The organism is Streptomyces sp. A 4/2 (assembly GCF_940670765.1).
In the GTDB taxonomy this organism is placed as follows: Bacteria; Actinomycetota; Actinomycetes; order Streptomycetales; family Streptomycetaceae; genus Streptomyces.
Genome location: NZ_CALNVW010000002.1, coordinates 209,845 through 221,509 on the forward strand (window position 1 = coordinate 209,845; position 11,665 = coordinate 221,509).

Sequence of the window (11,665 nt, forward strand, 5' to 3'; positions counted from 1 at the left end):
CAAGTAAATGTCGACGGCAAACCGCCCGCGCATCGCACGGGCGGTGGGGGTTACGCCTTGGCCGCAGCCGGGACCGGCTCCCTGACCTGCGGTTCCAGCTCCTTGGAGATCTTGCGCTCGACAAAGAAAGCCGCGGTCGGAATCGTTCCCGCCAGCAGCACCCAGAGCTGCTTCGTCACCGGCCACTTGGCCTTGGAGCCCAGGTCGAAGGCGAAGACGAGGTACACGACGTACAGCCAGCCGTGCGCGATGCCGACGATGCTGACAAAGCCGGTCGCCCCGTCGATGTCCAGCAGGTACTTGGCGATGACGCCGAGGGTGAGCAGGACCAGCAGCACACCGGTGACATAGGCCATCACGCGGTAGCGGGTCAGCACGCTTCGTTTCATGGAGTCGAGCGTATCCGGACAGGGCGGGCGATCTTCGGCGGGGTTGCCGATCCCCCGACGGCCGCTCCCACCTGCCAGAACACGGCTCAGGAGTCCTCGAAATCCTCCGCGGCCACCCGCAGCGGCCTGAGCATCGCGAAGATCTCCGCGCACTCCTCCGCGTCGTAGGCGCGCAGCCCGAAGTCCATCTTCATCAGATCCGCGCTGGCCTCCTCGACGACCTCGCGGCCCTTGTCGGTGATGGAGGCCAGCGTGCCCCGCCCGTCGTTCGGGTTGGGGCGCTTGTCGACCAGGCCCGACTTCACCAGCCGGTCGACGGTGTTCGTCACCGAGGTGGGATGCACCATCAGCCGCTCACCGATCTTGGACATCGGCAGCTCTCCGGCCTTGGAGAAGGTGAGCAGGACGAGCGCCTCGTAGCGCGCGAAGGTCAGCCCGTACGGCTTGACGACCGCGTCGACCTCCGCGAGCAGGATCTGGTGCGCACGCATGATGGAGGTGATCGCGGCCATCGAGGGCACGGGTCCCCAGCGCTGCTGCCAGAGTTCGTCGGCGCGCGCGATGGGATCGAAGGCAAGACTGAGCGGCTTCGGCACGGCATCGACCCTACCGGCCGGTCATATGCCGGTCAGCCCTGTCTCGCCTTTCGGTCCGATCCGGAGGTAGGGACTAATCGGCGAGATGCCGCTCCACGGTTTCGACCTTGGAGGTCAGACCGTCCGTGACGCCCGGCCGGATGTCGGCCTTCAGTACGAGCGAGACCCGCGGCGCACGCGCCTCGACCGCGGCGACGGCGCGCTTCACGACGTCCATGACCTCGTCCCACTCGCCCTCGATCGAGGTGAACATCGCGTCCGTGCGGTTGGGGAGCCCCGACTCGCGTACGACGCGGACGGCGTCGGCGACGTACTCACCGACGTCCTCGCCCACACCCAGCGGGGAGACCGAGAAGGCGACGATCATGACGCCTCCACCACGCCTTCGCGGCGCGCGCGGGAGGCGATGATCGCGTTCTCGGCCTCGCGGCGCAGCTTGCGCTCGGCGAAGAAGCCGCCGGTCGGCAGCACCGAGAGGACGAAGTAGAGGGCGGCGGTCTTCGCGGGCCACTTGGTGCGGTTCCAGGCGTCCGCCCAGAAGATCACGTAGAGCACGAAGAGGATGCCGTGCACCATGCCCATCACCGGCACCGCGTTGAAGTCCGTCGTCCGCTTGAGCACGGAGCAGACGAGCAGCAGCAGGAAGGAGACGCCTTCGGGGGCGGATACCAGGCGGAGGCGGCGGATTGCGGATGCGGTCTTGATGTCCACGGAGGAAACCTTCAGCAGCGGGCGACGGGGGGCGTGATCACACGTACGCGTGATCTTGTGAAAGCACGCACAAACTCGGAACCATTGTGGCAGCCCCACATATCAGGGCTCTTTCAGGGTGCGTCCACACCCTGGGGACCCTGTTCGCCCTTGCCCCGGGCCGATACCGTCGTTCCTGTGGCTCAGTTCCGACTCCAAGGCAGCAGGATGCTCGCCGTCGACATGACAGGCGACGCCGTCAAAGCGAAGAACGGCTCGATGGTCGCCTACGACGGCCAGATGACCTTCAAGAAGATGACCGGCGGCGGTGAGGGCCTCCGCGGGATGGTGACCCGGCGGCTGACCGGTGAGCAGATGACCGTGATGGAGGTGCGTGGCAAGGGCACGTGCTACTTCGCGGACCGTGCCACCGAGATCAATCTCGTCGCGCTGCACGGCGAGAAGCTCCATGTCGAGGCGAGCAACCTCCTCTGCACGGACGCCGGGCTGCGCACCGGGACGACCTTCACCGGCCTGCGCGGCGCCTCCCAGGGCAACGGTCTGTTCACCACCACCGTCGAGGGGACCGGGCAGGCCGCGATCCTGTCGGACGGTCCGGCGGTCGTGCTGCGGGTGAGCCCCCAGTACCCGCTCCAGGTCGACCCCGGCGCGTACATCGCGCACACCGGCAGTCTCCGGCAGCACTTCCAGACGGGTGTCGGCTTCCGCACGTTCATGGGCGAGGGGTCCGGCGAGTCCTTCCAGATCCGCTTCGAGGGCGAGGGCCTGGTGTACGTGCAGCCCAGCGAGCGTTCCACCATCGGGGGCGACGTCTGATGCCGTTCGGTGAGATCAACTCGAAGATGGTCGAGGCGACGGTGGTCCCCGGCCAGAAGCTGTACTGCCAGCGCGGCGCGATGCTCGCGTACAAGGGCGACGTGACCTTCACCCCGAACATCCAGGGCGGGCAGGGCGGGGTGCTGTCCATGATCGGGCGGCGGGTGGCGAACGAGGCGACCCCGCTGATGACGGTCGAGGGGAACGGCACGGTGATGTTCGGTCACGGCGGCCACCACATCCAGCTGATCACCCTGGCCGGCGACACCCTGTACGTGGAGGCGGACCGGCTGCTGGCGTTCGACGGGTCGCTCAAGCAGGGCACGATGTTCATGGGCTCGCAGGGCGGGGTCATGGGGATGGTGCGCGGCCAGGTGGCCGGCCAGGGGCTCTTCACCACGACGCTGAAGGGCCACGGCGCGGTGGCGGTGATGGCACACGGCGGGGTCGTGGAGCTGCCGATCACGCCGCAGCGGCCGGTGCACGTCGATCCACAGGCGTACGTCGCCCACCACGGGGACGTACGCAACAAGCTCTCCGCGGCGCTCGGCTGGCGGGAGATGGTCGGCCGGGGCTCGGGCGAGGCGTTCCAGCTGGAGCTGTCGGGCAACGGCTCGGTGTACGTACAGGCCTCGGAGGAGAAGCTGTGACGGGACCCGTGGTCCACGACCCGTTGACGTTGCCCGCCAACGACAACGTCAACAACTACACCTTCTGCGTGGAGCTCAAGAGCAGTCAGTGGTTCCTGCAGAAGGGCAAGATGATCGCCTACTACGGGCGCATCGACTACAGCGGATTCGGTAACGGCCGCCTCGACCATCTGCTGCGCAGCAGCTTCCACTCGCCGATCCACGCCGCGGACTGGGTGGTGGCGGAGGGCTCGGGGAAGATGCTGCTCGCCGACCGGGCCTTCGATGTGAATTCGTACGACCTGGAGGACGGCAACCTCACGATCCGCTCGGGGAACCTGCTGGCCTTCGAGCCCTCGCTGGCCCTGAAGCAGTCGATCGTGCCGGGCTTCCTCACGCTGCTCGGCACGGGCACGTTCGTGGCCGCCTCGAACGGTCCCGTCGTCTTCATGGAGCCGCCGATCCGGGTGGACCCGCAGGCGCTGGTCGGCTGGGCGGACTGTCCGTCGCCGTGCCACCACTACGACCACGCCTACATGACAGGGGTGCTGGGCGGGATCAGATCGCTCACCGGTCTCGGCGGTACGTCCGGCGAGGAGCACCAGTTCGAGTTCGTGGGGGCCGGGACCGTGCTGCTCCAGTCGACCGAGGCGCTGCTGCCGGAGCAGCCGACCGGGCCGGTGCCGGACGAGCCCGGAATTCCTGGTGGACAAGGACCGCGTTCCGGCCAAAACAGCGCAGGATCGCGGTTTCCCGGCCAGGTCGGAGATCTTCAGCGCCGCTTCGGGCTGTGAGCGATAGTCTGCGGAGGGTGACGTCGAACACCTGAACCCCGACGCGTGTCATGCGTCACCCCCTCCCAGAATTGTCCAATATTCAACTTCTTAGGTAGAATTCTCATCATGGAGACCGAGACAGCCACCCCTTGGCTGAGCGATGCCGAGCAGTGCGCCTGGCGCACCTACCTGGACGTCAACAGGCTGCTGACGTATCAGCTGGAGAAGGACCTCCAGCCGTTCGGGCTGACCATGAACGACTACGAGATCCTGGTCAATCTCTCGGAGGCGGAGGACAAGCGGATGCGGATGAGCGATCTCGCCGCCGCCACCCTCCAGTCCAAGAGCCGCCTCTCGCACCAGATCACCCGCATGGAGAAGGCCGAACTGGTCCGCAGGGAGCACTGCGAGTCCGACCGGCGCGGGCTGTTCGCCGTCCTCACCGACCTCGGCGGCGAGACCATGCAGAAGGTCGCACCGCACCATGTCGCGTCGGTGCGCAACCACTTCGTCGGCCTGCTGACCCCCGAGGCGCTGGCCGACCTGCGTGAGTCGCTGACGCCGGTCGCGGATCAGCTCCGGGGACTCCGCAAGGCCTGAGCCGTCCGGACCGGGCCTATGCCGACGCGGGGAGCCGCAGCACGAAAGCGGCGCCGTCGCCGACCGTGAGCGTGCCACCGTGCCGGTGGGCCACGTCGCGGGCGATGGCAAGGCCGAGACCGGCACCACCGTCGTCCCGGGTCCGCGCGTCGTCGAGCCGTACGAACCGCTCGAAGATCCGCTCGCGCTCCGCGGCGGGCACCCCCGGGCCGTCGTCGGCCACCTCCGTGACGACATAGCCGGCCTCCGCACGCAGGGACACCGTGACCGCGGTACGGGCGTGCCGCTGCGCGTTGTCCAGCAGATTGCCGATCACCCGCGCCAACTGCCCGCGCGAGCCCGCCACTTCGAGTCCGTCAGGGGCGTGGACCGTCACCGGGACCCGCCCCGTGCGCCGCTGGGACACCTCCTCGCACACCAGCGCCCGCAGGTCGATCCTGCCCTCCCCCGGCCGTTCTCCCGCGTCCAGCCGCGCGAGCAGCAGCAGGTCGGCGGCGAGTTGCTGCAGCCGTACGGTGTCCGCGACCGCGCCGTCCACATCGAGCAACTCCGGGTGCGCGGAGCCGACTTCCAGCTGGGTGCGCAGACTCGCGATCGGGCTGCGCAGTTCGTGCGAGGCGTCCGCGACGAAGCGCCGCTGGCGGTCGACGGACGTCTCCAGTGCGGCGAGGGTCTCGTTGGTCGTACGGGCCAGCCGGGCGATCTCGTCGTGCGAACGGGGCTCGGGCACCCGGCGGGTCAGGTCCTCGGAGGCGGTGACCGCCGCCATCTCGCGCCGGATCCCCTCGACCGGGCGCAGCGCACGGCGGGTGACCAGCCAGGTGACGCCGGCGACGACGAGCAACAGGACCGGCAGGCCGACGAGCATCGCGTCGCGGACCGTGGTGACGGCGCTCTGCTCGGTGGCCAGGGGCGCGCCCGCGTACACCACGAGGGTCTCGTCACTGCCGTTGGTCACCTCCACCGCGGCGAAGCGGTAGTCGGCGGTGTCACCGTCGACGGTCGCCGTGCCGGAGCCGAAGTGCGTCCTGTCGCGGGAGACTTCGCCGCGGGGCGGGTCGTCGCTGCCGTGTCCGCTGTCGTGGTCGTCGTCGTGGTCGCCATCGTCGTCGTCCGCGGACGGCGCCCGCGGCCGTACCTCGGTGGTGGCCGTCCCGGTCACGGCGTCCAGATCGTCGCTGACCGCACGCACCCGGCCGTGCTCGGTCACCACCTGTACCGGGTTCTCGTCGGAGTCGGGCAGGTGGAGCTTGCCGTACGGAACGTCGAGGGCGACCTGCGAGGCGACGCCCTGGGCGGCCACCTCGGCCCGCAGATCGGTCTGTTCGGTGAGGTGGGAGCGCAGGACCAGCAGGACGGACAGCCCGGCGGCGACCAGTGCGACGGCGACGACGGCCGTCGCGCCGAGCGCGGCCTTCGCCCGTACCGAGCCGAAGAGCCGCCGCACCGGGTTGCGGGTCATCGGGGTGCGGGTCACCGGATCGCTGGTCACCGGATCGCGGGTCACCGGGACACCAGCCGGTACCCGGCGCCGCGTACCGTCTCGATGCGCCCGGCACCCAGCTTGCGGCGCAGCGCGCTGACGTACACCTCGACGATGTTCGGGTCGCCCTCGTAGGCGAAGTCCCAGACGTGCTCCAGGATCTCCGGCTTGCCGACCACTTCGCCCGCGCGCACGGCGAGCTGTTCCAGTACGGCGAACTCCTTGGCGGTGAGGGCGACTTCGTCGTCACCGCAGTGCACCCGGCGGGTGGCGGTGTCGATGCTCAGCTCCCCCGCGGTCAGCACGGGCGACGGGCGCCCGGCGGACCGGCGCCGGATCAGGGCCCTGATCCGGGCGACGAGGACGAGGTAGGAGAACGGCTTGGTGAGGTAGTCGTCGGCGCCGGTGTCCAGGCCCTCGGCCTCGTCGTACTCGCCGTCCTTGGCGGTGAGCATCAGGATGGGTACGTCGTTGCCCGCGGCCCGGAGCGCCGCGCAGACCCGGTAGCCGTTCATGCCGGGCAGCATGATGTCGAGAACGACCAGGTCGTACGGGATCTCACCGGCCCGGTACAGCCCTTCGAGCCCGTCGTGCACGACGTCCACGGCGAAGCCCTCGGCGGTGAGTCCCGCGGCCAGGGACCTCGCGAGCCGCTTCTCGTCCTCCACGATCAAAAGGCGCATGGGGACACCCTCGCAAATCCGACCTGAAGACTTCTTCAGGGGGCTTCAGGCTGCGTTCAGCCCCCTCCCGGCAGGTTGGTGACCGTCCGGCACCCGGACCGGGCCCACGTCGAGCACCGGACCGGGCCCACGTCGAGCACCACGTCGAGCACCAGGAGGAACCCTCATGAAGCGCAATATCGTCATCGCCGGAATCGCGGCGGCAGCGCTGGTCGCGGGCGGCACGGCCACGGCGGTCGCTCTGACCGGCGGCAGCGGTGGTTCTCCGGCGGCGGGCGCGGCCCCGTCCGTGACCGCGCCGGCGTCGGGCATCGCGCTGCGGTCCGGGTCCGGTTCCGGTTCCACGGGGCCGGTCTCCGTGGAACAGGTGATCCGGGCGGCACAGGCGCGCACCCCCGGCACGGTGACCTCCGCCGAACTGGACCACGGCCGCTGGGAGGTGGACCTGTACGGCAAGGACGGCACCTGGCACGAACTCCGCCTCGACCCGCGCTCCGGCAAGGTCACCTCCTCGCGCACCGACGACGGCGACCAGGACGACCGCAAGGGCGCCCCCGTCACCGCCGCCCGCGCGGCAGCGGCTGCCCGCGGAGCCGTAGCGGGCACGGTGACCTCCGTCGAGCTCGACAACGGCCGCTGGGAGGCCGAGGTGACGGCCACCGGCGGCGCGCGGCACGAGGTCTACGTCGACCTGGACACCGGCAAGGTCACGGCCGAGCACCTGCACCGGCACGAGCACGACGGCCACGAGGACGACCACCAGGACCGGGACGACGACTGATCCGCGACCGGCTCCACAGGGCCGGCCCGGCGGAGAGCAGTGCGGGGGCCGCCGCGAGCGCGAAGCAGAGCGCGAGCGGCAGCCTTCCGATCAGCATGCCGGCGGCGGCCGTGCCGCCCGAAGAGCCCGCGTTCACCGCGGTGTTGACCCAGGCGCCCGCCCGGGTCCGGGCGTTCGGGGCGGCGGTCTCGTCGGCGATCAGGTACGCGGTGGTCAGCGCGGGGGCGACGAACAGCCCGGCCAGGGCGACGGCCCCGCCCAGTACGTACAGATTCGGCGCCCATCCGGCCCCGGCCAGGGAGAGCCCCAGGGCCGCGGCGATGAGCGGGAGCCGCGTCCCGGCCGGGGACCGCCAGGTGACCGCCCCGTTGACCAGCCCGCCGACGGCGCTGCCCGCGGAGAGCGCGGCCAGCACCCAGGCGACAGCCCCGGGGCGGTCCTGGTGCCCGGCGAAGGCCACCACCAGCAGCTCCAGCCCGCCGAGCCCGAGGCCGACCGCGAGGGCCACCACGACCGGCTGTCCGGGCAGGCCCGCCCGGACGCGTACGGCGGGAGCCGCGTCGTCCGCACGCGGGGCGGGCGGGACGTGTGCGACCGGTGACGAGACGAGTGCGAGGGTCCCCGTCAGCACCAGCACGGCGCTGACGGCCACCCCGGCCGCCGCCGACGCGTACGCCACCAGAACCCCGACGAGCACCGGTCCGGTGACGAAGAGCAGCTCCTCGGCCACGCCGTCCAGGCTGTACGCGCGCTGCAACAGCTCACGTTCGGGAAGGAGTTGACGCCACAGGGTCCGCATCGTCGGTCCGAGCGGCGGCGTACCGGCTCCGGCGGTCGCGGTCAGCGCCACGATCACCGGTGTGGGCGTACCGGGGTGGCGGGTCACCGCGGCGAGTACGAGCAGCAGTGCCGCGTAACCGCAGGCCATGGGGGTGAGGGCACGGCGCGGCCCGTACCGGTCGATGAGGGCTGCGCGGGCGGGCGAGAGGAGGACGCTGGTCGCTCCGAAGAGCGCCATGGCGGTACCGGCGGCGCCGAAGGAGCCGGAGGCGCTCTTCACGGCGAGCAGCAGGGAGAGGGGGGCCGTCCCGTACGAGAGACGGCCGATCAGGGCGGCGCCGAAGGTACGGCGGGCGTGCGGGGCACGCAGGACAGCGGCGTAGGACAGCACGGGAGTTCCTCGGAGAGCGGGCACGACAGGGACCTGGGTCGGGTCGTCGCGGCCTACGCACGGGGGAGGAACATCCGGCCAAGGTAGCAGGGGCCGGGCGGCAACCGCGCGGCCCCGCCCGGGTCCCCGGACCTCAGCGCCCCGCCGTCACGCCCTCCACCAGCGCGTCCGCCGCCGCGTACGGGTCCAGTTCGCCCGCCACGATCCGCTCGGCCAGCGCGTCCAGCCGCCGGTCCCCCCGCAGGTCCCCGATCCGCTCACGGAGCGCCGTGACCGCGATCGTCTCGACCTCGTGCGCCGCCCGCGTACGCCTGCGGTCCTTGAGTACGCCGCGCTCCTCCATCCACGCCCGGTGCTTCTCCAGCGCCTCGACGACCTCGTCGATGCCCTCGCCCCGTGCGGCGACCGTCTTCACGATCGGCGGGCGCCAGTCGCCCGCGCCCCGGGACTCGCCCAGGCCCAGCATGTGGTTGAGCTCCCGGGCCGTGGCGTCCGCGCCGTCCCGGTCCGCCTTGTTGACCACGTACACGTCGCCGATCTCCAGGATCCCGGCCTTCGCCGCCTGGATCCCGTCGCCCATGCCGGGGGCCAGCAGCACCACGGAGGTGTCGGCCTGCGAGGCGATCTCCACCTCGGACTGGCCGACCCCGACCGTCTCCACGAGCACCACGTCGCACCCCGCCGCGTCCAGCACCCGGATCGCCTGCGGGGCCGACCAGGCGAGGCCGCCCAGGTGGCCGCGGGTGGCCATCGAGCGGATGTAGACGCCGGGGTCCGAAGCGTGCTCGGACATCCGGACGCGGTCGCCGAGCAGCGCGCCCCCGGAGAAGGGGGACGACGGGTCGACGGCGAGCACGCCGACCCGCTTGCCGGCCCGCCGGTACGCGGCGACCAGCGCCGACGTCGAAGTCGACTTGCCGACACCGGGCGATCCGGTGAGCCCGACCACGTACGCACCGCCGGTCAGCGGAGCGAGCCGGGCCATCACCTCGCGCAGCTGCGGGGACGCCCCCTCGACGAGGGAGATCAGCCGGGCCACGGCCCGGGGCCTGCCCGCTCGGGCCTGCTCGACCAGGGTGGGGACGTCCACGTCCACGTTCACAGCTCCGCTCAGTCGATTCCGTACCTGCCGCGTCCGGGAACTACTTGCCCGGTACGCGGACGATCAGGGCGTCGCCCTGCCCGCCGCCGCCGCACAGCGCCGCCGCACCGACCCCGCCGCCGCGCCGCTTCAGTTCCAGCGCGAGGTGCAGGACGACCCGGGCCCCGGACATCCCGATCGGGTGACCGAGGGCGATCGCGCCGCCGTTGACATTCACCCTTTCCGGGGAAACACCGAGGTCCTTCATCGACTGCACGGCGACCGCGGCGAACGCCTCGTTGATCTCGATGAGATCGAGGTCGCCGACCGTCAGGCCCTCCTTCTCCAGGGCGTGCTCGATGGCGTGGGACGGCTGGGACTGGAGCGAGTTGTCGGGACCCGCCACATTGCCGTGCGCGCCGATCTCGGCGATCCAGTCGAGACCCAGCTCCTCGGCCTTCGCCCGGCTCATCACCACGACCGCCGCCGCACCGTCGGAGATCTGCGAGGAGGTGCCCGCCGTGATGGTGCCGTCCTTGGTGAAGGCGGGGCGCAGCTTGGCCAGCGACTCCGCCGTGGTCTCCGCCCTGATGCCCTCGTCCTCGGCGAAGAGGACCGGGTCGCCCTTGCGCTGCGGGATCTCGACCGGCGTGATCTCCGCCGCGAAGATGCCGTTCTTCTGCGCGGCGGCGGCCCGCTGGTGGGAGGCCGCGGCGAACTCGTCCTGCGGGGCGCGGGCGATGCCCAGGCGGGTGTTGTGCTTCTCGGTGGACTCGCCCATGGGGATGGACTCGAAGGAGTCGGTGAGGCCGTCGTGGGCCATGGAGTCGAGCATCTCGATCGCACCGTACTTGTGGCCCTCACGGGACTTGGGAAGCAGGTGCGGCGCGTTCGTCATGGACTCCTGGCCGCCCGCCACGACCACGTCGAACTCTCCGGCGCGGATCAGCTGGTCGGCCAGCGCGATGGCGTCGAGCCCGGAGAGGCAGACCTTGTTGACGGTCAGCGCGGGGACGTTCATGGGGATGCCCGCCTTGACGGCGGCCTGGCGTGCCGGGATCTGCCCCGCCCCGGCCTGGAGCACCTGCCCCATGATCACGTACTGCACCTGGTCGCCGCCGATGCCGGCCCGTTCCAGGGCCGCCTTGATGGCGAATGCGCCCAGGTCGGCGCCCGAGAAGGACTTCAGCGAACCCAGGAGCCGGCCCATCGGGGTCCTGGCTCCGGCGACGATCACGGAGGTGTTGCTGTTCGTTCCAGACATGAGGCTCGGCCCCTTGGAAGAGAGAGTGAGGGTGAGTGAACGACGGTTTACTCGAATGTACTGAGCGGTCCCCCGCTCGTCACCGCTCTGCGGATGTGATCGCGCGCACGTTGCGTAACCATGTGTCGGCGCGCTGCACTGGGGGCATGCTGACGCGAATCGACCACATCGGGATCGCCTGTTTCGACCTCGACACGACTGTCGAGTTCTACCGGGCGACATACGGCTTCGAGGTGTTCCACACCGAGGTCAACGAGGAGCAGGGCGTCCGGGAAGCCATGCTCAAGATCAACGGTACGTCGGACGGCGGCGCTTCGTACCTCCAGCTCCTGGAGTCCGTGCGCGAGGACTCCGCGGTGGGCAAGTGGCTGGCGAAGAACGGCGAGGGCGTGCATCACATCGCCTTCGGCACCGCGGACGTGGACGGTGACTCCGAAGCCGTACGCGACAAGGGCGTCCGGGTCCTCTACGACGAGCCGCGGATCGGCTCGATGGGGTCCCGGATCACGTTCCTGCACCCCAAGGACTGTCATGGTGTGCTGACGGAACTGGTCACGTCCGCCGGGGCGGGCGGGCCGGATTCACCAGCTCCGAAGGAGCACTGACCTCCGGATACCCGGGCCGGTAGAGTGGGCGACTCCGGTCCGGGGCCGGATCGGGGCCTGTGACCCATGCCTCGTCGTTG

15 protein-coding genes are annotated in these 11,665 nt (G+C 70.6%); 6 read left to right on the top strand and 9 right to left on the bottom strand.

Annotation, left to right across the window (positions count from 1 at the left end; translation table 11 throughout):
- Positions 1-50: 50 nt before the first annotated feature.
- The 4 genes from NBY69_RS01650 to NBY69_RS01665 all read right to left on the bottom strand — a co-directional run bounded on the left by NBY69_RS01650 (position 51) and on the right by NBY69_RS01665 (position 1,696).
- A complete protein-coding gene (locus tag NBY69_RS01650; protein WP_250297770.1) occupies positions 51-389 on the bottom strand; it encodes a DUF3817 domain-containing protein in 339 nt (112 codons plus the stop codon).
- A gap of 86 nt (positions 390-475) precedes the next feature.
- Complete coding sequence (locus NBY69_RS01655; protein ID WP_250297771.1) at positions 476-985, bottom strand: MarR family winged helix-turn-helix transcriptional regulator; 510 nt, start codon at positions 983-985, stop codon at positions 476-478.
- A 73-nt stretch (positions 986-1,058) separates the two neighbouring features.
- Positions 1,059-1,352, bottom strand: a complete 294-nt coding sequence (locus NBY69_RS01660; RefSeq protein WP_250297772.1) for an MTH1187 family thiamine-binding protein — start codon at positions 1,350-1,352, stop codon at positions 1,059-1,061.
- A complete protein-coding gene (locus NBY69_RS01665; RefSeq protein WP_250297773.1) occupies positions 1,349-1,696 on the bottom strand; it encodes a DUF3817 domain-containing protein in 348 nt (115 codons plus the stop codon). Before NBY69_RS01665 ends, NBY69_RS01660 begins: the two co-directional genes overlap by 4 nt.
- Before the next feature lie 177 nt (positions 1,697-1,873).
- Here NBY69_RS01665 and NBY69_RS01670 point away from each other — a divergent pair, with 177 nt between their 5' ends.
- The 4 genes from NBY69_RS01670 to NBY69_RS01685 all read left to right on the top strand — a co-directional run bounded on the left by NBY69_RS01670 (position 1,874) and on the right by NBY69_RS01685 (position 4,517).
- The gene (locus tag NBY69_RS01670; RefSeq protein WP_250297774.1) at positions 1,874-2,512 is read left to right on the top strand and encodes an AIM24 family protein; all 639 of its coding nucleotides are present in this window, start codon (positions 1,874-1,876) and stop codon (positions 2,510-2,512) included.
- On the top strand, positions 2,512-3,162 hold the full coding sequence (locus NBY69_RS01675) for an AIM24 family protein (protein ID WP_250297775.1): 651 nt from the start codon (positions 2,512-2,514) through the stop codon (positions 3,160-3,162). Before NBY69_RS01670 ends, NBY69_RS01675 begins: the two co-directional genes overlap by 1 nt.
- Positions 3,159-3,935 carry an AIM24 family protein gene (locus tag NBY69_RS01680; RefSeq protein WP_250297776.1) on the top strand — a complete coding sequence of 259 codons (777 nt, stop codon included), beginning with the start codon at positions 3,159-3,161 and terminating at the stop codon, positions 3,933-3,935. Before NBY69_RS01675 ends, NBY69_RS01680 begins: the two co-directional genes overlap by 4 nt.
- 108 nt (positions 3,936-4,043) lie before the next feature.
- Complete coding sequence (locus NBY69_RS01685; RefSeq protein WP_250297777.1) at positions 4,044-4,517, top strand: MarR family winged helix-turn-helix transcriptional regulator; 474 nt, start codon at positions 4,044-4,046, stop codon at positions 4,515-4,517.
- 16 nt (positions 4,518-4,533) lie between these two features.
- Here the strand turns inward: NBY69_RS01685 and NBY69_RS01690 are convergent, their stop codons facing one another.
- Positions 4,534-5,979 (bottom strand): cell wall metabolism sensor histidine kinase WalK, encoded by a 1,446-nt coding sequence (locus NBY69_RS01690; protein WP_250298016.1) that lies wholly within the window; start codon positions 5,977-5,979, stop codon positions 4,534-4,536.
- 41 nt (positions 5,980-6,020) lie between these two features.
- Positions 6,021-6,683 carry a response regulator transcription factor gene (locus NBY69_RS01695; protein ID WP_250297778.1) on the bottom strand — a complete coding sequence of 221 codons (663 nt, stop codon included), beginning with the start codon at positions 6,681-6,683 and terminating at the stop codon, positions 6,021-6,023.
- Positions 6,684-6,849: 166 nt separating this feature from the next.
- Here NBY69_RS01695 and NBY69_RS01700 point away from each other — a divergent pair, with 166 nt between their 5' ends.
- Positions 6,850-7,464 carry a PepSY domain-containing protein gene (locus NBY69_RS01700; RefSeq protein WP_250297779.1) on the top strand — a complete coding sequence of 205 codons (615 nt, stop codon included), beginning with the start codon at positions 6,850-6,852 and terminating at the stop codon, positions 7,462-7,464.
- Here NBY69_RS01700 and NBY69_RS01705 read toward each other — a convergent pair.
- From NBY69_RS01705 to NBY69_RS01715, 3 genes are all read right to left on the bottom strand, one after another.
- Positions 7,391-8,635 (bottom strand): MFS transporter, encoded by a 1,245-nt coding sequence (locus NBY69_RS01705; protein ID WP_250297780.1) that lies wholly within the window; start codon positions 8,633-8,635, stop codon positions 7,391-7,393. The genes NBY69_RS01700 and NBY69_RS01705 overlap by 74 nt on opposite strands.
- A gap of 133 nt (positions 8,636-8,768) precedes the next feature.
- Positions 8,769-9,737, bottom strand: a complete 969-nt coding sequence (meaB, locus tag NBY69_RS01710) for a methylmalonyl Co-A mutase-associated GTPase MeaB (protein ID WP_250297781.1) — start codon at positions 9,735-9,737, stop codon at positions 8,769-8,771.
- A gap of 40 nt (positions 9,738-9,777) precedes the next feature.
- The gene (locus NBY69_RS01715) at positions 9,778-10,980 is read right to left on the bottom strand and encodes an acetyl-CoA C-acetyltransferase (protein ID WP_250297782.1); all 1,203 of its coding nucleotides are present in this window, start codon (positions 10,978-10,980) and stop codon (positions 9,778-9,780) included.
- A gap of 146 nt (positions 10,981-11,126) precedes the next feature.
- On the opposite strand from NBY69_RS01715, the gene mce reads away from it, so the two are divergent.
- Positions 11,127-11,585, top strand: a complete 459-nt coding sequence (mce, locus tag NBY69_RS01720; RefSeq protein ID WP_250297783.1) for a methylmalonyl-CoA epimerase — start codon at positions 11,127-11,129, stop codon at positions 11,583-11,585.
- The last annotated feature ends 80 nt before the right edge of the window (positions 11,586-11,665 follow it).